This window comes from Palleronia aestuarii (assembly GCF_003253995.1).
GTDB classification, from domain to species: domain Bacteria; phylum Pseudomonadota; class Alphaproteobacteria; order Rhodobacterales; family Rhodobacteraceae; genus Palleronia; species Palleronia aestuarii.
Genome location: NZ_QKZL01000006.1, coordinates 123,599 through 140,921 on the forward strand (window position 1 = coordinate 123,599; position 17,323 = coordinate 140,921).

General features: G+C 67.1%; 21 protein-coding genes and 1 tRNA gene. 9 read left to right on the forward strand and 13 right to left on the reverse strand.

Translation table 11 applies throughout. The features are described from left to right. Nucleotides 1–100: 100 nt before the first annotated feature. Nucleotides 101–370 carry a metal-sensitive transcriptional regulator gene (locus LX81_RS09690; RefSeq protein WP_111537113.1) on the reverse strand — a complete coding sequence of 90 codons (270 nt, stop codon included), beginning with the start codon at nucleotides 368–370 and terminating at the stop codon, nucleotides 101–103. Nucleotides 371–494: 124 nt separating this feature from the next. Here LX81_RS09690 and LX81_RS09695 point away from each other — a divergent pair, with 124 nt between their 5' ends. The 3 genes from LX81_RS09695 (at nucleotide 495) to LX81_RS09705 (ending at nucleotide 2,485) form a co-directional block, all read left to right on the forward strand. Then, the gene (locus LX81_RS09695) at nucleotides 495–1,322 is read left to right on the forward strand and encodes a MauE/DoxX family redox-associated membrane protein (RefSeq protein ID WP_111537114.1); all 828 of its coding nucleotides are present in this window, start codon (nucleotides 495–497) and stop codon (nucleotides 1,320–1,322) included. Between the two features lie 64 nt (nucleotides 1,323–1,386). Beyond that, nucleotides 1,387–1,779: a DUF305 domain-containing protein gene (locus LX81_RS09700; RefSeq protein ID WP_170133907.1), complete on the forward strand. Its 393-nt coding sequence runs from the start codon at nucleotides 1,387–1,389 to the stop codon at nucleotides 1,777–1,779. A gap of 142 nt (nucleotides 1,780–1,921) precedes the next feature. Next, nucleotides 1,922–2,485 carry a DUF3833 family protein gene (locus tag LX81_RS09705; protein WP_111537116.1) on the forward strand — a complete coding sequence of 188 codons (564 nt, stop codon included), beginning with the start codon at nucleotides 1,922–1,924 and terminating at the stop codon, nucleotides 2,483–2,485. Between the two features lie 9 nt (nucleotides 2,486–2,494). On the opposite strand, the gene LX81_RS09710 is transcribed toward LX81_RS09705, so the two are convergent. Continuing rightward, nucleotides 2,495–3,136: a histidine phosphatase family protein gene (locus tag LX81_RS09710; RefSeq protein ID WP_111537117.1), complete on the reverse strand. Its 642-nt coding sequence runs from the start codon at nucleotides 3,134–3,136 to the stop codon at nucleotides 2,495–2,497. A gap of 444 nt (nucleotides 3,137–3,580) precedes the next feature. Here LX81_RS09710 and LX81_RS09715 point away from each other — a divergent pair, with 444 nt between their 5' ends. Continuing rightward, on the forward strand, nucleotides 3,581–4,543 hold the full coding sequence (locus tag LX81_RS09715) for a DUF481 domain-containing protein (RefSeq protein ID WP_111537118.1): 963 nt from the start codon (nucleotides 3,581–3,583) through the stop codon (nucleotides 4,541–4,543). 188 nt (nucleotides 4,544–4,731) lie between these two features. Then, on the forward strand, nucleotides 4,732–6,372 hold the full coding sequence (locus LX81_RS09720) for a peptidoglycan-binding domain-containing protein (protein WP_111537119.1): 1,641 nt from the start codon (nucleotides 4,732–4,734) through the stop codon (nucleotides 6,370–6,372). 73 nt (nucleotides 6,373–6,445) lie between these two features. On the opposite strand, the gene ykgO is transcribed toward LX81_RS09720, so the two are convergent. Both ykgO and LX81_RS09730 read right to left on the reverse strand, forming a co-directional pair. After that, the gene (gene ykgO, locus LX81_RS09725; RefSeq protein ID WP_111537120.1) at nucleotides 6,446–6,571 is read right to left on the reverse strand and encodes a type B 50S ribosomal protein L36; all 126 of its coding nucleotides are present in this window, start codon (nucleotides 6,569–6,571) and stop codon (nucleotides 6,446–6,448) included. A gap of 87 nt (nucleotides 6,572–6,658) precedes the next feature. Beyond that, nucleotides 6,659–6,733: transfer RNA gene (locus LX81_RS09730), tRNA-Val, on the reverse strand. Nucleotides 6,734–6,941: 208 nt separating this feature from the next. On the opposite strand from LX81_RS09730, the gene LX81_RS09735 reads away from it, so the two are divergent. Next, entirely contained in the window at nucleotides 6,942–7,751 is an 810-nt protein-coding gene (locus LX81_RS09735; RefSeq protein WP_234822553.1) for an N-formylglutamate amidohydrolase, read from the forward strand. Between the two features lie 3 nt (nucleotides 7,752–7,754). Here LX81_RS09735 and LX81_RS09740 read toward each other — a convergent pair whose 3' ends face one another. Then, a complete protein-coding gene (locus LX81_RS09740) occupies nucleotides 7,755–9,008 on the reverse strand; it encodes a DNA polymerase IV (RefSeq protein WP_111537122.1) in 1,254 nt (417 codons plus the stop codon). Between the two features lie 115 nt (nucleotides 9,009–9,123). On the opposite strand from LX81_RS09740, the gene LX81_RS09745 reads away from it, so the two are divergent. Further along, complete coding sequence (locus LX81_RS09745) at nucleotides 9,124–10,167, forward strand: LacI family DNA-binding transcriptional regulator (protein ID WP_111537123.1); 1,044 nt, start codon at nucleotides 9,124–9,126, stop codon at nucleotides 10,165–10,167. Between the two features lie 4 nt (nucleotides 10,168–10,171). Here LX81_RS09745 and LX81_RS09750 read toward each other — a convergent pair whose 3' ends face one another. Both LX81_RS09750 and mnmC2 read right to left on the reverse strand, forming a co-directional pair. Next, nucleotides 10,172–11,050 carry a DMT family transporter gene (locus LX81_RS09750; protein WP_111537124.1) on the reverse strand — a complete coding sequence of 293 codons (879 nt, stop codon included), beginning with the start codon at nucleotides 11,048–11,050 and terminating at the stop codon, nucleotides 10,172–10,174. Further along, a complete protein-coding gene (gene mnmC2, locus LX81_RS09755) occupies nucleotides 11,047–11,715 on the reverse strand; it encodes a tRNA (5-methylaminomethyl-2-thiouridine)(34)-methyltransferase MnmC2 (RefSeq protein WP_111537125.1) in 669 nt (222 codons plus the stop codon). Before mnmC2 ends, LX81_RS09750 begins: the two co-directional genes overlap by 4 nt. A 51-nt stretch (nucleotides 11,716–11,766) precedes the next feature. On the opposite strand from mnmC2, the gene LX81_RS09760 reads away from it, so the two are divergent. Then, on the forward strand, nucleotides 11,767–12,798 hold the full coding sequence (locus LX81_RS09760) for an NAD(P)/FAD-dependent oxidoreductase (protein WP_111537126.1): 1,032 nt from the start codon (nucleotides 11,767–11,769) through the stop codon (nucleotides 12,796–12,798). Between the two features lies 1 nt (nucleotide 12,799). On the opposite strand, the gene LX81_RS09765 is transcribed toward LX81_RS09760, so the two are convergent. Genes LX81_RS09765 through argH form a run of 6 tightly spaced genes read right to left on the reverse strand, consistent with a single transcriptional unit; the run spans nucleotide 12,800 to nucleotide 16,746 of the window. After that, the gene (locus LX81_RS09765) at nucleotides 12,800–13,555 is read right to left on the reverse strand and encodes an SDR family oxidoreductase (RefSeq protein WP_111537127.1); all 756 of its coding nucleotides are present in this window, start codon (nucleotides 13,553–13,555) and stop codon (nucleotides 12,800–12,802) included. Next, the gene (gene ald, locus LX81_RS09770) at nucleotides 13,552–14,670 is read right to left on the reverse strand and encodes an alanine dehydrogenase (RefSeq protein ID WP_111537128.1); all 1,119 of its coding nucleotides are present in this window, start codon (nucleotides 14,668–14,670) and stop codon (nucleotides 13,552–13,554) included. The genes LX81_RS09765 and ald overlap by 4 nt, the downstream gene beginning before the upstream one ends. 52 nt (nucleotides 14,671–14,722) lie before the next feature. Next, entirely contained in the window at nucleotides 14,723–15,034 is a 312-nt protein-coding gene (locus tag LX81_RS09775) for a DUF2834 domain-containing protein (protein WP_111537129.1), read from the reverse strand. Then, nucleotides 15,034–15,183, reverse strand: coding sequence for an argininosuccinate lyase (locus tag LX81_RS09780; protein WP_111537130.1), 150 nt, complete (start codon nucleotides 15,181–15,183; stop codon nucleotides 15,034–15,036). Before LX81_RS09780 ends, LX81_RS09775 begins: the two co-directional genes overlap by 1 nt. 13 nt (nucleotides 15,184–15,196) lie before the next feature. After that, entirely contained in the window at nucleotides 15,197–15,376 is a 180-nt protein-coding gene (locus tag LX81_RS09785; protein ID WP_111537131.1) for a hypothetical protein, read from the reverse strand. Continuing rightward, entirely contained in the window at nucleotides 15,355–16,746 is a 1,392-nt protein-coding gene (gene argH, locus LX81_RS09790; protein ID WP_111537132.1) for an argininosuccinate lyase, read from the reverse strand. Before argH ends, LX81_RS09785 begins: the two co-directional genes overlap by 22 nt. Before the next feature lie 24 nt (nucleotides 16,747–16,770). On the opposite strand from argH, the gene LX81_RS09795 reads away from it, so the two are divergent. Continuing rightward, on the forward strand, nucleotides 16,771–17,322 hold the full coding sequence (locus LX81_RS09795) for a TlpA family protein disulfide reductase (protein WP_111537133.1): 552 nt from the start codon (nucleotides 16,771–16,773) through the stop codon (nucleotides 17,320–17,322). Nucleotide 17,323: the final 1 nt, after the last annotated feature.

The window sequence follows — 17,323 nt, forward strand, 5'->3', positions numbered from 1 at the left end:
CGTCGGGACCGGTGGCCTCGTCCACCGGACCTTTCACGGATGGCCCGTCACCTGATGGTGGCGGGCCATTCGCGTTTTGGAGGCGACGATCCGGTGGCGTTCAGCCCTGCGCCTTCTGGAGAAGCGCGATGAGTTCGCTGAATTTCTCCCGCTGCGCGTCGGGTCCCTCGCTGATCGCCTCCTCCACGCAATGGCGCGCGTGGTTCTCCAGGACCAGACGCTCAACGGCTTTCAGGGCGGAGCGGATGGCTGCGGTCTGGGCGAGGATGTCGACGCAGTACCGATCCTCCTCCACCATGCGCGAGACGCCCCGCACCTGACCTTCGAGGCGCGCGAGGCGATCGAGCGTCTTCTGCTTGTCCTGTTTCATGCGGGCCTCCGTGCTTTTCCAGATTTGGGGTCGCCCCGCCCTTGATTATACCCCCAAGGGGTATATTTCCGGGGCATGACGCCACGCGCGCCATCTCAATCGCATAAAAGCGGGAGATTTGGACATGACCACGACAGATATCGACGGCCCCGACGCCGCACGAAACGCGAGCCTCGGCGAAGGCAAGACCGCCTCGCTCTACCGGATGGCGATGCCGGGACATCTCTGCCCGTTCGGGCTGAAATCCAAGGCGCTGCTCGAATGGAAGGGCTACCGCGTCGACGACAACCTCCTCACCACGCGGGAGGAGGTCGATGCGTTCCGTGATGCGCACGGCGTGAAGACCACCCCGCAGACCTGGATCGACGGCGAGCGGGTCGGTGGCTTCACCGATCTCAAGGCGCGGTTCGGCTACCGCGTACTCGGCAAGGACGATACGACCTATGCCCCCGTGATCGCGATCTTCGGGTCGATGGCGCTCCTCGCCGCGGCGATCGTCATCAACCTCTACGACGGTTTCCCGATCCTCGTCTGGCTGATGTGGTTCTTCGCCACCTCCATGGTCGCGCTCGCGGTCCAGAAGCTGCAGGATGTCGGCGGCTTCGTGAGCGGGTTTCTGGGCTACGACCTGCTCGCGCAGCGCTACGTGCCTTACGGCTATGCCTATCCGTTCCTCGAGCTCTTCGCCGGTATCGGCATGGCCGCGCTGATCGGGACCGGCTCCGCGCTGATCTGGCTCGTTGCGCCGGTCAGCCTCTTCATCGGAACGATCGGGGCCGTAAGCGTGATCAAGGCCGTCTATGTCGAGAAGCGAGATCTCAAATGCGCCTGCGTCGGCGGTGGCTCGAACGTACCGCTGGGCTTCATCTCGCTGACGGAGAACCTCGTCATGGTGGCGATGGGCCTTTGGATGATCGTCAACGTGCTCACCGGCACGACGATGCCGCTCTAACGGTTCCTCCGCGCCGTCGATGCCGGCGCGGAGGCCCCCAACCCGCGCCAACGAAAGGGCGACCATGATATTCCCGCCCGTCTTCGCGACCCTCGTCGCGTGCCTGTCCTTCGTGACCCCGTTCGCTTCGTTCGCTCAAGGGGACGGGACGATGCAGATGGGGGCGGAAGATCACGCACGAATGCATGCGACATCGGAGAGCGACGAGGTTGCCGATGCCATGGATCGCATGATGGCGGAGATGCACGCGATCAAGCCCACGGGCGACGCCGATGCCGACATTCTCCTGATGATGATCCCCCATCACCGGAGTGCGGTCGACATGGGCGAAGCGCTCCTGCCGCAGATCGACGATCCAGAAGTGGAAGCGCTCGCGCGGACGATCATCGCCTTACAGGAGGCCGAGATTGCGGTCATGCGCGAGGTGCTGGAGCGGCTGGGACATTCCGCCCCCTGATCCCGTCGGCACCCCGCGGATGACGATGCGTCGAAGCGCCTGCGGATTGCGGAACAAGTGCGGGTGCGGAGCGCTGTGCTGGCACGGGCGCTCGTAAACTTCTTGGTCGTCGCCCGGGTTGGTACAATCCTCGGGGGCGGGCGTGGACGCGTTCCTCTACATCACCGTGCTCGTCCTGGCCACTGGCGGCCTAGTCATCCTGCGTTGGCGTTTCGCGACGTTCCGGGCGCAACAGCCGCACGAATACGAGGGGATGGCGCCCGATTTCGACCTCCGCGAACACCTGACCGGCAAGCTCGTCAGCGATGGCATGATCTTCGGTCCGACCGGACGGATGAGCGCGCGGTTCCGCGCCCGCATCCTCGGGACCTGGACGGACGGGCATGGTGTGATCGCGGAGGAGTTCCGGTTCGACGGTGGCGGGCAACAATCCCGCTCGTGGCGTTTCACGCTTCGTGAGGGCGGGCGTTTCCGGGCCGATGCCGACGATGTCGTGGGGTCGGGGAGCGGAACGATCGTAGGGCCGACGATCCGCCTGTCCTACCGCATCGTGCTCCCGAAGGATGCGGGCGGCCATACGCTCGACGTGATCGACTGGATGTACCTCACGCAAGGCGGCACGATCATCAACCGCAGCCAGTTCCGCAAGTTCGGCTTCAAGGTTGCAGAGATCATCGCGACGATCCGGCCCGACAAGGGCGAGTGACGCCTCTTTTCAGTAATGCGTGAGCGCGTGGCTTCGGTCGTCGCGTTCGAGATGCGGCGTGGCGTTGAACCCCGCGAGCAGGATGGTTTCCCCCCGCACGTGGAAGCGATGGATCGACGCGTTGCGGATCGGCAGGAGGATCTGGGCGAAACGCTTCGGGTCGAGTGCCAATACGTGACGGACGACCATGCCGATCACACCGCCCGAGGTGATGCAAAGCACCCGCCGCCCTTCCGCCGCAGCTTCTACGAGGGCGGCGGTGATACGGGCCTCGAACGCCGCAAAGGTTTCCGCCCCGAGTATTTCCGCGTCGTGCCAAGCCTGCATGACGAGGGGGGCGTGATCGGGAAAGCCGTCCGCGTCGGGGACCGGGATGCCGTGGCTTTCCTCGAGCGCGCGACCGAGCGCGAAGTAATCCATCTCGTTCAAGCGCGGATCGATCTCGGGCACGACGCCCATCGCCGCCGCAGTCTCGCGATGCCGCCGCATGGAGCCGGAGAGCACGAGGTCGAACGCCCCGTCGCGCTCCCGCAACCATTCGCCCAGCCATTCCGCCTGGATATGTCCCAGCGGGCTGAGGCGATCGTAATCGTCCTCGTTATCCGCATGCGAGTTGGCCTGTCCGTGACGGACCAGAACGACTTCACCCATCACGTCCTCCTTGTACGCCTTGCAGCTAGCCGGTTTGGCGCAGGCGCGCAAACGGTGCCGTGTGATGGCTTTCGAAAGGACGAGTGCGGGCCGATCCAAGCCGCTACTAGGGCCGCGACCCTGGGCGAAACGGACTGTGCCTGAGTCGAACGAGAACGGATACTTCAATCCGCAATCGCGTTCCCGTGAACTGGGATCCAATGGTATCTCAGTAGAATTTCAAGGTTTCAGCCGAAATTAATTCCCGCACCACGTGTGCGGTGTTGTCGCCCCCTTGATTTTCTTGACATAATCTTCTTCGCGGTTTCACCGGTGTTGCACATTGCACAACGATGCGAAAACCGGATGACAATAAGATTAATAAGCGTTTACCCGACGCCGGCTTCGCGTCATTTCAGCCCGCGAACGTGGTGCTTGTTGCCGCGCGTGAGCTAAGGATATCCCATGCAGATCAAACCCTCCAACATTTTCGCCCTTGCCGTCATCTCGTCCTTCGTCGCGGCGACCGCGCAGGCCCAGAACGCTTTCTCCGGCACCGGAACCGGCCTCGGCGAGAGCGCTGTCGAGCAGCGTAACGACGATCTCGCCGATGACATCGAGGACGATTTCGAGCGCGACATCGACCGCTTCGGCAACGAGGGCCGTGAGCTTGGCTTCGATGGGTCGATCGCTCTTCGCGCCACGACCGCGAACGGCAACGACGAGTCGATCGACGCCGGCATCGGCGCGAACTTTGGCTATTACGACGGGGCCAACGGCTACGAGCTGTCGCTGTCCTACATCTACGGCGAGTCCGAGGATCGTTTCGGCAACACGAACACGACCGACGACAACCTTCTCTACGACTTCCAGTACACCCGCGACTTCACCCCGGTACTCTACGGTTTCGCCAAGCTGCAGGGTTCCTACACGGGTGACGAGGACGAGGGCGAGCAGTACTTCGACATCGACGGCAACCCGATCGAGCTCGACAGCGACCTCGAGCGCCGCAACGACGTCTTCCTCGGCTTCGGTGTCGGCTACCGCTTCGTGAACACCGCCGACACGCAATGGTCGGTTCAGGCCGGTCCGGGCTACCGCTTCGCTGATTTCAACGACATCGGCAGCGCGCTCACCGACGGTGACCTGCTCGACGGTGAAGGCGAGGACGTAAACGAGGCCGCCTTCGCGCTGTCTTCGAACTACTACCAGCGGATCAACGAGATGGTCTTCGTGACCAACGACACCGACATCATCTCGTCCTCGGACGACACGGTGCTGTACAACGATCTCGGCGCGAACGTCGCTATGGCCGATGCGCTGGCCCTCCGCGCGAGCATCCGGACCGAGTACCACACCGATCCGGTAGGCAGCGAAAAGTCCACCGACAACATCTTCGGCCTGTCGCTGGTCTACAACCTGAACTAAGACGCAAGTCATCTTCGGAAGACGGGGGCGGTGGGCATCCACCGCCCCCTTTGCGTTTCGACGCTCAAGGCTCGGCGATGCCCTGCCAACCGCCGCTCACAATCCCGGATTCTGGCCAATAGGCACCTTGCTCCACCGCCACTGCGCCGATCATAAGGTGCGTGGTCCGGACGAGGGGGAGGAAAGCGATGCGGATGCTGGCGATTTTATGCGGGTTCGTGCTTGGGATGGTGGGAACACAGGCCCTCGCGGCGAGCGCGGCCCTCGTCGTCGCCAATGGAACCTATGCGGACGGATCGCAGATCGACGGCGTGGACGCAATCGTCGCCGCGGCCTCCGCATTCGCCGGGAGCGATGTCGATCTCGAGGTCGTCGAGGACGCCACCCGCCCCGCAATCACCGAGGCTCTCGGCCGGTTCGCGGAAAAGCCCGCCGAGCTCGAGACGCGGCTCGTCATCCTGGCCGGAAAGTTCGTTCGCACCGGACGCGAGACATACCTTCTCGCGCAGGGTGCCGAGGTCGGCGACGTCTGGGGTGCGGTCCGAGGCGGCGTTCCTGTCTCGGAGGTGCTGGATTTCCTGAGCGGTGGCGCAAGTCAGGGCGTTCTGTTCCTCGCCAGCCCGCAGGGGGAGGCGGAAGAAATCGCGCCGGGCCTGATGGGCGGGATCGCGATGCTCGACATTCCAGCGGACGTCACCGTGATTCGCGGCGCGCCGGAGAGGATTGCAGCGCTAATGCCCGAAGTGCTTCGCCCTGGAAGCGCGCTTGCGCAGCGGATTCGCGCCGGGACGGCGCAAGGCGATATTTCCGACGATACCGAGCCGACCGTGTCTGCGGACGATCTGACCGACGGCGATCCGACTGCGGACGAGATCGAAGAGGCGTTCTGGCGCCTTACCGAAGTGCAGGACGACGCCGCGGGTTATCGGGCCTATCTCGACCGCTATGGCGACGGCCCTCATGCCAGGGAAGCCCAGGCCCGTCTTGCGGCGCTCGCCGACACCGCGGACGGGCCGCGCCTGCGGGAGGCGGCGCTCGGCCTCGATCCGGCGGCCCGTCGCGCGGTGCAGCGCAACCTCGTTCTGCTGGGCGACGGGACTGGCGGTGTCGACGGAATTTTCGGGCCGGGCACGCGAACCGCCATCCGGTCATGGCAAAGCGCCAACGACCTTCCTCCGACGGGCTTTCTCGATTCGGACCAGATCGCGACGCTCGAGGCGCAATCCGCCAGCCGTGCGGCTGACCTCGAGGCGGAGGAGCAGGGGCGCCTCGAAGCGGAGCGTCAGGAAGAAGCCGCCTATTGGCGGGAGACCGGCGAGGGCCGCGATATCGACGGGCTCGAGGCCTTTCTCGAACGCTATCCGCAAGGCCGCTATGCAGCGAAGGCGCGGGAACGGTTGAGCGATCTGCGGGACGCGCGGATCGATACAGACGGCATGTCCAAGGAAGAACAAGACATGTGGCAAGCCGCGCGGGATGCCGGAACGATCGCCGCCTACGAGGCCTATGCGAACGCCTATCCGCGCGGTCGCTATGCCAATCGGGTGCGCCAGGAACTCGCGGCGCTCCGCCTCGCCTCCAATGCCCCTCCGGGCGATAGCGACGCGGCTGCGGCGGAGGCGGAGCTCGGGCTGACGCCGCTCACCCGGCGTGCCGTGGAGGATCGACTGGTCGCGCTCGATCTCGCCCCCGGAGCGGTCGACGGCACGTTCGACGCGGAAACGCGAGATGCGCTCAGGCGGTATCAGGAGGGGCTCGGAGTACCGGTCACCGGCTATCTCGATGCGGGAACGGCCCGGCGGCTCCTGACTGATTCGGTGACCCAGTAGATCGCCTGCGCGCAAAGCAAAAGGCCGTCGCGCAGGATGCGGACGGCCCTTCCCGGCACTACTGGCGCAGAACTCAGCCCTGGCGGGCCTTGTAGCGGCGCTGCGTCTTGTTGATCACGTAGATGCGGCCCTTGCGGCGCACCACGCGGCAATCGCGGTGGCGGGTCTTCAGCGAACGAAGCGAGTTGCGGACCTTCATCGCTTTCTCCCATATGTCGCGGCGCGGGGCTCGCGCCTTGTGTCGATTTGCCGGACCGTAAGGTCCGACGGTGAAACGCGGCGGCGGTGGTGGGCGATACTGGGATCGAACCAGTGACCCCTTCGATGTCAACGAAGTGCTCTACCGCTGAGCTAATCGCCCGTCATCCGCCTCGTCCGGCACGCCCCGAGGGACGCTCCGCGGGACGGGCCCGCGCCGGTGGGCGGTCTATAAAAGGCTTGTCCCACCTGTTCAAGGGGTTTCGGCGCGCCATGTAGGAAGCGTATATCGCTGGGGACTGGCGCCGAAGGGACTTCGAAATTTGGAACGAGCGTTCGATCTTCGCGTACCGCAGCGGATAACGACCTCCGTGATTTTCGCATCGCCGCATTCGGGTCGGCTCTATCCCAACGAACTTTTGTCGCGCAGCGTCCTTTCGCCCCTGGCCCTGCGTTCGTCGGAAGATGCGTTTGTCGATGATCTTTTCGGCGCGGCACCCGCGGAGGGCGCGCCGATCCTGACGGCGCGGCTGCCCCGTGCCTGGCTCGACCTCAACCGCGCCTCGGACGAACTCGATCCCGCGCTGTTCGACGGACTCGGGCGCGGGCCGCACAATCCACGCGTGGCGTCGGGCCTCGGTGTCGTTCCGCGCGTCGTGTCCGGGGGGCGGGCGATCTATCGTGGTAAGCTCGACCTCGTGACCGCGCAGCGTCGGATCCGCCAAGTTTGGCAGCCCTATCACGCAACGCTCCACCGCCTGATCGAGGAGAGCCATGACGCCTTCGGTCAAGCCGTACTCATCGATTGCCATTCGATGCCGCACGAGGCGCTCGACGGTGTGTCGGTTGGCGGGCGGCGGCCGAACGTGGTCCTGGGCGACCGCTACGGGGCCGCGGCCGATCCGGACCTCGTCGATGCGGTCGAGCGTGCATTCGAGGCGGAGGGCATGATCGTCTCGCGCAATGCGCCCTTCGCGGGGGCGTTCATCACGCAGCATTACGGCCGACCGGCGCGCGGCCGTCACGTCGTGCAGGTAGAAATCGACCGTTCGCTTTACATGAACGAGGCCACGATCGAGCCGCATTCGGGATACGCGCAGGTCAAGGCGACGCTGACCCGGGTCCTGGCGGAAATCACGCGGATCGGTCGGCCCGCAGATACCGCCCTCGCCGCGGAATAGCGTTCAGCGCAGCGCGCGACCCTTGAGAATCGCGTCGTGGCCGAAACGCGCGCGGATCGCGTCGGCCGCGCGTTCGGCACGGGCCCGCGTCGCGGCGCCCGGATCGAGCAGGTCGCCCGAAATGTCGGCCATCGTCGCGGGACAGAGATCGGAAAGCGCGACGCCCAGAAGGCGAAACGGTGCCTCGCCAGCCACCGGATCGTAGAGCGCGCGTGCCGTGCGATAGATGCGATCCGCGATCTGCGTGGGCTCGCGCAGGGTGAGGCGGCGTGACAGGAGGGTGTGATTCGCACGCTTGAGCTTCAGGCCCACGACGCGTCCGGCAATGTCCTTGGCCTTGGCACGATCCGCGACCTTTTCCGCGAGCCGCCAGATATGGCCGTCGATGAGGTCGGGATCGCTCAGGTCGTCGGAGAAGGTGGTCTCGTTCGAGATGCCCTTCACGGGCGCGTTGGCGGAGACGCGGCGTCGGTCTTGCCCACGGGCGAGGTGCCAGAGCCGCTCGCCCATGCCGCCGAATCGCGCGGCGAGGTCGCGCTGGTCCCAACGCAGCAGATCCGCGAAGGTCCGGATCCCCGCCCGTTCGAGCGCGTCGCGCGTCACCTGGCCCACGCCCCAGATCAGGCTTACGGGCTTGTCGGTCAGGAAGGTCTGCGTTTCTGCCCGGCCGATCACCGCGAAGCCGCGCGGCTTGTCGAGATCGGAGGCGATCTTGGCCAGGAACTTGTTGTGCGAGAGACCGATGGATCCGGCGATCCCGATCTCCTCCTGCATCCGCTTCACGAGGCGGGCCAGCATCAGCGCGGGCGGCGCGCCGTGCAGCCGCGCCGTGCCGCCGAGATCGAGGAACGCCTCGTCGAGGCTCAGCGGTTCGACCACGGGGGTGAGCTCATTCATCAGGGCGCGGACCTCGCGGCTGACCGCGGCATAGATCTCGAAGCGGGGCTTCACGATCACCGCCTCGGGGCAGAGCTTCAGCGCCTGGAACATCGGCATGGCGGAGCGTACCCCCTTGATCCGCGCAATGTAGCAGGCCGTGGTCACGACGCCCCGCCGTCCGCCGCCGACGATGACCGGTCGGTCGCGGAGCGACGGATCGTCGCGCTTCTCCACGCTCGCGTAGAAGGCGTCACAATCCATGTGGGCGATCGACAGATCCCAGAGCTCGGGATGCGCCAGGACGCGCGGCGAGCGGCAGGCGGGACAGCGTGTCCCGGCATCGAAGGGGGTCAGGCAATCGCGGCAGAGGGCGGGCATGGGCGCATCCTATGCCGGACGGCTGCGCGGGGCGAGATCAATCGGCAATCGCGTCCATGGGCTTGGCGGGGGCGAATTTTTCCGATTATGTGTCGCCACGCGACAGAAGGCGCCCATGACCGACATCCGCAAGATTCCTCCCCGCCGACCGATGACGCTTCGCGACGTTTCGGAAGCATCGGGGGTGAGCGAGATGACGGTGAGCCGCGTCCTGCGCAATCGCGGCGACGTCAGCGAGGCGACGCGCGACAAGGTTCTTCAGGCCGCAAAGGAGCTCGGATACGTGCCGAACAAGATCGCGGGCGCGCTGGCGTCCTCCCGTGTCAACCTCGTGGCCGTCATCATCCCGTCCCTCTCGAACATGGTGTTCCCGGAAGTTCTGAGCGGGATCACGGAAGTGCTCGACGATACCGACCTGCAGCCCGTCGTCGGCGTGACGAACTACCTCCCCGAACGGGAGGAGCGGGTGCTCTACGAGATGCTCTCCTGGCGACCCTCGGGCATCATCATCGCGGGGATCGAGCATTCGGAGGCGAGCCGGTCGATGCTCCGCTCCGCCGATATCCCGGTCGTTGAGATCATGGATACCGACGGGGAGCCTGTCGATGCCGTGGTGGGTATCTCCCACCGCGCCGCAGGACGGCGGATGGCGGAGGCGATCATCAAGCAGGGCTTCGAACAGATCGGCTTTCTCGGCACGCAGATGCCGCTCGACCACCGCGCGAGGAAGCGCTTCGAGGGTTTTACGGAGACGCTGGCCAAAGCCGGGCTCGAGGTTCTGGACCAGGAATTCTATTCCGGCGGCTCCGCCCTCGCCAAGGGCCGGGAGATGACGCAGGCCATCCTCGAACGGTCGCCCGACATCGACTTCCTCTATTATTCCAACGACATGATCGGGGCGGGCGGATTGCTCTACTGCCTCGAGAAGGGCATCGAGATTCCCGGTCGGTTGGGGCTTGCCGGCTTCAACGGCGTGGAGCTTTTGCAGGGCCTGCCCCGCAAACTCGCCACGATGGACACGGAGCGGCGGCAGATCGGGCGTGACGCCGCCGGGATCGTCGCGCGCCGGGCCAAGGGTGAAGAGAGCGAGGGGGGGCAGCGCATCGTTCTCGAGCCGAAGATCTCCTGGGGCGACACGCTGCGCCGCTACAAGCCCTGAACGTCTAGCGACCGACTGGGATGCGCCGTCGTGCGCGCAGGAGCGTGAAGATGCCGGCGCTCGTCACGATGGCCGCCCCGAGTGCTGTCGCGGGTGTGATCCTCTCCCCGAAGACGGCCACGCCCACCGCGGAGGCGAAGACGAGCTGAAGATAGGCGAAGGGTTGCACCGCGGAGGCCTCCGCCACCTCGTAGCAGCGGATCAGGCAGTAATGCCCGAGCGCCGCGAGGACGCACAGTATGCCCATCCAGGCGATGTCAGCCCCGTGCAGCGGCTGCCACATCCAAAGGCCTGGCGGCGTGAGCGCGACCGCCCCGACGCAACCTGTCCAGAAGAAGCTCGTCGCGCTCGAATCGCGCCGTGACACGTAGCGGGTGAGCAACCCGTAGAGCGCGAAGAGCGCCGCCGAGGCGAGCGGGATCAGGGCGGAGGCGGAGAAGACGCCGCGGCCGGGCTGCAGGATCACGAGGATGCCGACGAACCCGATCGCGATCGCCGTCCAGCGCCGCCAGCCGACCCGCTCGCCCAGTATCGGGCCGGAAAGGGCAGCGACGAGGAGCGGGTAGCAGGCGAAGACGGCGTGTGATTCGACGAGGCCCAGGACGACGAAGCTCGCAACCATGACGCAGATTTCGAGCGCGAGGCACAGACCGCGGGCCATCTGCACGCCCGGTTGCGCGGTGCGCGCCGCCGCCCGCCATCCGCCGGCCTTCCGGCTCGCCACGGTGATGACGAACGCCGCGAAGAACCAGTAGCGGATCATCACGATCATCAGGATGTTGTACTCGGCCGCGAGATGGCGCGAGATCGCGTCCTGCAGCGAGAAGATCGCGCTCGTCAGGATCATCAGCAGGATGCCGAGCCGTACGTTCTGCTCGGTCATCGGCGATGTGCCCGGATCATGTGGCGCTTGCGGCCGTAGCCCGGCACGCGGTCGACATCGAACCCGGCCGCGTCGAGCGCGCGGCGCACGTGGCCCGCGGCGGTGTAGCTCGACGCCGTTCCGCCTGGCGCGGTGCGGCCTGCGACCTCCGCCATAAGGGCGTCCGACCAGAGCTCGGGGTTTCGCGCCGGGGCGAACCCGTCAAGGAACCAGGCATCGGCCGATCCGTCCCAGCGTGGAAGCGTGGTGCGCGCATCGCCCGCGATCACCTCGAGCGTCAGCCCGTCGAGCGTCAGGCAGCCCGGCCCGGACCACTTCGCAAGGAGCTCTTCCGCTTCGGGGGAGAGGGCGGGAAAGGCGGCAAGCGCCTGTTCCATCTCCGTTCGGCCGAGCGGATAGGCCTCGAAGCTCGTGAAGCGCAGCGGCCCGGAAAGCCCGGCTTGCCGCCAGGCCCGCCAGGCGACGAGGGCATTGAGGCCGGTGCCGAAGCCCAATTCGGCGATATGGAAGCCCGAACGGAAACGGGCGGGCAGGTCGTTGCCGTCGAGGAAAACGTGGGTGGTCTCAGCTGCGCCATCCTCGAGCGAGTAATAGGGATCGCCGAAGCGGCGGGAGACCGGAACGCCGTCGCGCCAGTCGAGCGCGCTCTGGTCAAGGTCGTGCATGGCGAGTACCCCTCCGCCCTGCGCTTTTGGCGACGGAGCGGGAGGGATGCAATGGTCGACGTGACGGTGCGCGGGGCGGGGATTTTCGGCCTCTCCATCGCCTGGGCCTGCGCGTGCCGCGGCGCCCGCGTGGTCGTTGCCGATCCGTTTGGGCCCGGAGCCAGCGCATCGGGCGGGATCGTCGGCGCGCTCGCCCCGCACGTGCCGGAGGGGTGGAACGCGAAGAAGGCGTTCCAGTTCGACAGCCTCCTCGCGGCGGAGGGTTTCTGGCGGGAGGCGGAGGCAGCGGGCGGCGTGCCCGCGGGCTATGCTAGATGCGGGCGTCTGCAGCCCATCGGCGACGAAGCCGGTCTCGACCGGGCCCGGGAGCGCGCGGTCTCCGCCGCGACGCTCTGGGAGGGCCGGGCATCCTGGGAGGTCGTGCAGGCGGAGGACACCTGGGCTCCCGAGAGCCCGACCGGGCAGTACGTCCGCGATACGCTGAGCGCGCGGATCCATCCCCGCCGGGCGGTGGCCTGCCTCGTCGCGGCGCTCGCGTCCCGGAGCGTCGATGTCATGGCGGAGGCGCCAGATCGTGGTGCGATCCTTTGGGCCACCGGCGCGGCGGGGCTGGTGGAACTCTCGGCGACCTTCGACCAACCCGTGGGTCAGCCGATCAAGGGACAGGCCGCACTCCTCGCGTACGATGCGCGCGACGCGCCGCAGCTTTTCGCGGACGGGATCCACATCGTGCCCCATGCCGACGGCACGGTGGCCGTGGGATCGACGACGGAGCGTCTCTACGACGATCCGACGACGACGGATGCTGGGCTAGATGACGTGATCGCGCGGGCGCGGGCGCTCGTGCCGGAACTGCGCGGAGCCGCGGTGCTAGAGCGCTGGGCGGGGCTCCGGCCCCGGGCGCGGACCCGCGCGCCGATCCTCGGACCCTGGCCGGGGCGGGAGGGGCATTTCGTGGCCAACGGGGGGTTCAAGATCGGCTTCGGGATGGCGCCGGGCGTGGCGGAGGCGATGGCCGATCTCTTGCTGGAGGGGCGCGACACGATTCCCGAGGGCTTCCGCGTGAGCGATTGCCTCCGCTAGCTCAACGGCCGCCCGCGATGTCGAGGATCGCGCCCGTGGCGTAAGAGGCGTTCCCGCTCGCAAGCCAGACGATCGCCTCGGCGACCTCCTCCGCGGTTCCGGCACGACCGAGCGGCACGCCGGAGCCCAGCTCCCGCGCGCGGTCAGGCCGGCCGCCGCTTGCATGGATTTCCGTCTCGATGAGGCCGGGGCGGACGGCATTGACGCGGATGTTGTCGCCTCCGAGTTCCTTGGCGAGGCCGATGGTCAGGGTGTCGAGAGCGCCCTTCGTGGCCGCGTAATCGACGTATTCGAAGGGCGCGCCCAGCCGCGCAGCGGCGGAGGAGACGAGGACCAGCGCCGCCGCCGGCCGCTCGGTTCCGCGGGGCAGGCGACGCGCGGCTTCCCGCGCGCAGAAGAGTGCACCGACAAGGTTGGTATCGATCATACGGCGCAGGCGGTCCGCTTCCATCCGGGCGAGCGGCATGCCCGGCGCGACGATGCCTGCATTGACGACGACGGCGTCGAGCCCGCCGAGCGCCGTCTCCGCCTCGTCGAAGAGGTGCAGGACATCCGCCTCCTGCGCGACATCCGCTTGGATCGCGTGGGCCATGCCGCCGCCTGTGCGAACCTCTTCGACGACGCTTTCCGCCGCCGCCACGTCGCTGTGGTATCCGAGGGCAACGGGCCACCCGCGCCGGGCCGAAAGCAGCGCCGTGGCCCGCCCGATCCCGCGCGAGCCGCCGGTCACGAGGATCCGGCGACGTGCCTCGCTCATGCGGCGAGCACTTTCTCCACGGGCGTCGCGTCGATACCGAGCGCCTCGCCCACGGGGATGTAGGTCAGCGTCCCGGCATGGACGTTGAGGCCCTGGGCCAGATGCGGATCCTCCCGGCAGGCCGTTTCCCAGCCCTTGTCGGCAAGCGCGATGAGGAAGGGCATCGTCGCATTGCCGAGCGCGAGGGTGGAGGTGCGGGCTACCGCGCCCGGCATGTTGGCCACGCAGTAATGCATGATGCCGTCCACTTCGTAGATCGGATCGTCGTGGGTGGTGGGCTTGGAGGTCTCGAAGCAGCCGCCTTGGTCGATCGCCACGTCGACGATCGCCGCGCCGCGCTTCATGCGCGAGAGCTGGTCGCGGGTGACGAGTTTCGGCGCGGCCGCGCCGGGAATGAGCACGGCGCCGATCACCATGTCGGCCTTAGCCACTTCCTCGGCGGTATTTCCCGCGGAGGCGTAGCGGGTCCGGAGGCGGCCGCCGAACGTCTCGTCGATCTGGCGCAGGCGGGGCAGGGACCGGTCAAGCACCGTGACCTCCGCGCCCATGCCCGCCGCGATCCGCGCCGCATGGGTGCCCACCACGCCGCCGCCGATCACCACGACCTCGGCCGGCAGCACGCCCGGCACGCCGCCCAGAAGGACCCCGCGTCCGCCATTGGCCTTCTGTAGTGTCCACGCGCCCATCTGAGGGGCGAGCCGTCCCGCGACTTCCGACATCGGCGCGAGGAGCGGCAGGCCGCCCCGTGCATCCGTTACCGTCTCGTAGGCGATGCAAGTCGCACCCGAGGCCATCAGGTCGCGGGTCTGCTCGGGATCGGGGGCGAGATGGAGGTAGGTGAAGAGGATCTGCCCCTCGCGCAGCATCTTGCGCTCCGCCGCCTGTGGTTCCTTCACCTTCACGACCATGTCGGCACGCGCGAAGATCTCCTCAGCACCGTCCACGAGCGTCGCGCCCGCCGTCTCGTAATCGGCATCGGTGAAGCCCGCGCCGTCCCCGGCGCCCGTCTGGATCAAGACCTCGTGGCCGTGACCGATGGCCTCGCGGGCGGCATTGGGCGTCATTCCGACGCGGAATTCCTGGGCCTTCGTCTCGGTGGGGCAGCCGATGCGCATCGTGGTCTCCTTGCTGATCTTGCCCCGGAGTATGGCCCGACATGCGCCGGGATCAAACCCGCGCCGAACGGGAGAAGCGGAGAAACAGATAGAGCGGCAGCCCGCAGCTCAACCCGATGAGGAAGGTCGCCGGGATCGCGGCGAGCCCCTTGCGGTGACCCGTCGTCAGGCTCTCCCAGAGAACCCAGATCGTGAACGAGATCGCGGCGATCGTCAGATCCCAGGTCAGCCCCGTGACGGAGGCATTGGCGTACCAGGCACCGATCATCTGGCCCCAGGAATTGCCCTCCGCGAGGTAGCGGGTGAAGTGCCACATCGGATGGACCGCCCCCCAGGCCGCGAGGGCCAGGAACACCCAGCGCATCAGAATCCGCCCGCGACGCCGATCGATGCGGTCCCGGAGATGTCGATGTTCGGCCCATCGGCGATGCCTGGCCCGGGCCGCTCCGGCGCGCCGTTCGCGCCGCATCCGGCCAGGGCGGCGAGGCAAAGAAGGATGACGGTGATGCGCATGGGTGCGGCTTTCCTATCGATAGACCGTCACGGCGCCGTAACGGCCGCCGAGCGTAAGGCTGGGAGTGACCCGGATATCGCCCCCGCCGACGCCGACGCCGACATTGGCGTAGGGCCGCGTCTCCGCACAGGCGGCGAGGCCGAGGCAGACGAGGATTGCGAGAAGCGGTTTCACCCCAGGTGCGACCTCCATCGGGCGATCTGCGCCCGGACGTTCTCCGGCGCGGTTCCGCCATAGGAGGTACGCGACGCCACGGACTTGTCTACCCCGAGCACGTCGAAGACACCGTCGGATATCGCGGAGTTGATCTCCTGCATCTCCGCAAGCGAGAGGTCGGGGAGGTCGCAGCCCTTCCGCTCCGCGAGCGCCACGAGCGCGCCGGTCGCATGGTGCGCGTCGCGAAACGGCAGGTTCGCCTCGCGCACGAGCCAGTCGGCGAGATCGGTCGCGGTGGAAAAGCCGCTTCCCGCCGCGGCGCGCAGCGACTCCCGATTGGCGCTCATGTCGCCGACCATGCCGGTCATCGCGGCAAGCGACAGCATCAGCGTGTCGGCGGCGTCGAAGACCTGCTCTTTGTCCTCTTGCATGTCCTTGGAATAGGCGAGCGGCAGCCCCTTCATCACCGTGAGCAGCGCCACCTGCGCGCCGAAGATGCGGCCGATCTTGGCGCGGAGCAGTTCCGCGGCGTCGGGGTTCTTCTTCTGCGGCATGATCGAGGAACCGGTCGAGAAACGGTCCGACAAGGCCACGAAGCGGAACTGCGCCGAAGACCAGATCACCAGTTCCTCGGCGAGGCGCGAGAGATGCATGGCGGTGATGGATGCGGCGGAGAGGAATTCGAGCGCGAAGTCGCGATCGGACACGGCGTCGAGCGAATTGGCCGACGGCCGGTCGAAGCCCAGCTCCGCGGCGGTCATCTCGCGGTCGATCGGGAAGGACGTGCCGGCAAGCGCCGCGGCGCCGAGCGGGCATTCGTTCATCCTGGCGCGGGCGTCGCGCAGGCGGGAATGATCGCGGGCGAACATCTCCACATAGGCCATCATGTGGTGGCCCCAGGTGACGGGCTGCGCGCTCTGGAGATGGGTGAAGCCGGGCATGACCCAGTCGGCCCCCGCCTCCGCCTGGTCGAGAAGCGCGCGCTGGAGTGCGGCGAGGCCCTCCATCGCCGCGTCGCACTGGTCGCGCACCCAGAGACGGAAGTCGGTCGCCACCTGATCGTTGCGTGACCGCCCGGTATGCAGGCGGCGACCCGCATCGCCGATGAGCTCGATGAGCCGCGCCTCCACGTTCATGTGGATGTCCTCTAGCGCGGTGGAGAACTCGAATTTCCCCTCCTCGATCTCTGACAACACGGTGAGGAGCCCTTCCCGGATCGCGTCGGCATCCTTATCGGTGAGGATGCCCTGCGCGGCGAGCATCGCGGCATGGGCGCGCGAGCCCGCGATGTCCTGGGCGGCAAGACGGCGGTCGAAACCGATCGAGGCGTTGATCGCCTCCATGATCGCATCGGGCCCGCCGGCGAACCGTCCGCCCCACATCGCGTTGGAAGTCTGATCAGCCATGCCTGCCCCCCGGAGGATACTTCGATGAAATCTGCTTTTGCCGCCGCTCTCTATCTCGCGCTCGTGACCGGCGCAAATGCCGACCCGGATCTCGAGCCGCTGCGGCAAGGCGACATGCGCAAGCTGAATCTTCACAGCGAGCCCGCCCCGGTTTCGACCGCTGTCTTCACCGATCCCGACGGGGGCGAGCACGTCCTGTCGGATTGGGAGGGCAAGCACGTGCTGGTTAACTTCTGGGCGACCTGGTGCGCGCCCTGCCGGGAGGAGATGCCGGCCCTCGATGCGCTGCAGAAGGAATTCAGCGGTGAGAATTTCGAGGTCGTGACGATCGCAACGGGTCGCAACACGGTCCACGGGATCGAGACGTTCTTCGCCGAGGAGGGGATCGAGGCCCTGCCGGTCCTGCTCGATCCGTCGCAGGCGCTCGCCCGCGAGATGGGCGTACTCGGCCTTCCCGTCACGCTCGTCCTCGACCCGGAGGGCCGGGAGATCGGGCGCCTGATGGGCGATGCCGACTGGAACGGCGCGGACGCCCGCGCCCTCGTCGAGGCGATGCTCGAAGGAGGCGCGAGCTAGG

What these genes read in the sequence shown, in the direction of transcription:
- LX81_RS09750 (WP_111537124.1), bottom strand. Translation starts at nt 11,050, where the DNA reads ATGACCGAGCAGAACGTACGGCTCGGCATCCTGCTGATGATCCTGACG.
- LX81_RS09700 (WP_170133907.1), top strand. Translation starts at nt 1,387, where the DNA reads ATGATATTCCCGCCCGTCTTCGCGACCCTCGTCGCGTGCCTGTCCTTC.
- argH (WP_111537132.1), bottom strand. Translation starts at nt 16,746, where the DNA reads ATGGCTGATCAGACTTCCAACGCGATGTGGGGCGGACGGTTCGCCGGC.
- LX81_RS09710 (WP_111537117.1), bottom strand. Translation starts at nt 3,136, where the DNA reads ATGGGTGAAGTCGTTCTGGTCCGTCACGGACAGGCCAACTCGCATGCG.
- LX81_RS09690 (WP_111537113.1), bottom strand. Translation starts at nt 370, where the DNA reads ATGAAACAGGACAAGCAGAAGACGCTCGATCGCCTCGCGCGCCTCGAA.
- LX81_RS09775 (WP_111537129.1), bottom strand. Translation starts at nt 15,034, where the DNA reads ATGCGCTGGGTGTTCCTGGCCCTCGCGGCCTGGGGGGCGGTCCATCCG.
- LX81_RS09780 (WP_111537130.1), bottom strand. Translation starts at nt 15,183, where the DNA reads ATGCGCATCACCGTCATCCTTCTTTGCCTCGCCGCCCTGGCCGGATGC.
- ykgO (WP_111537120.1), bottom strand. Translation starts at nt 6,571, where the DNA reads ATGAAGGTCCGCAACTCGCTTCGTTCGCTGAAGACCCGCCACCGCGAT.
- LX81_RS09715 (WP_111537118.1), top strand. Translation starts at nt 3,581, where the DNA reads ATGCAGATCAAACCCTCCAACATTTTCGCCCTTGCCGTCATCTCGTCC.
- LX81_RS09745 (WP_111537123.1), top strand. Translation starts at nt 9,124, where the DNA reads ATGACCGACATCCGCAAGATTCCTCCCCGCCGACCGATGACGCTTCGC.
- LX81_RS09765 (WP_111537127.1), bottom strand. Translation starts at nt 13,555, where the DNA reads ATGAGCGAGGCACGTCGCCGGATCCTCGTGACCGGCGGCTCGCGCGGG.
- LX81_RS09695 (WP_111537114.1), top strand. Translation starts at nt 495, where the DNA reads ATGACCACGACAGATATCGACGGCCCCGACGCCGCACGAAACGCGAGC.
- LX81_RS09760 (WP_111537126.1), top strand. Translation starts at nt 11,767, where the DNA reads ATGGTCGACGTGACGGTGCGCGGGGCGGGGATTTTCGGCCTCTCCATC.
- mnmC2 (WP_111537125.1), bottom strand. Translation starts at nt 11,715, where the DNA reads ATGCACGACCTTGACCAGAGCGCGCTCGACTGGCGCGACGGCGTTCCG.
- LX81_RS09785 (WP_111537131.1), bottom strand. Translation starts at nt 15,376, where the DNA reads ATGGAGGTCGCACCTGGGGTGAAACCGCTTCTCGCAATCCTCGTCTGC.
- LX81_RS09740 (WP_111537122.1), bottom strand. Translation starts at nt 9,008, where the DNA reads ATGCCCGCCCTCTGCCGCGATTGCCTGACCCCCTTCGATGCCGGGACA.
- ald (WP_111537128.1), bottom strand. Translation starts at nt 14,670, where the DNA reads ATGCGCATCGGCTGCCCCACCGAGACGAAGGCCCAGGAATTCCGCGTC.
- LX81_RS09720 (WP_111537119.1), top strand. Translation starts at nt 4,732, where the DNA reads ATGCGGATGCTGGCGATTTTATGCGGGTTCGTGCTTGGGATGGTGGGA.
- LX81_RS09795 (WP_111537133.1), top strand. Translation starts at nt 16,771, where the DNA reads ATGAAATCTGCTTTTGCCGCCGCTCTCTATCTCGCGCTCGTGACCGGC.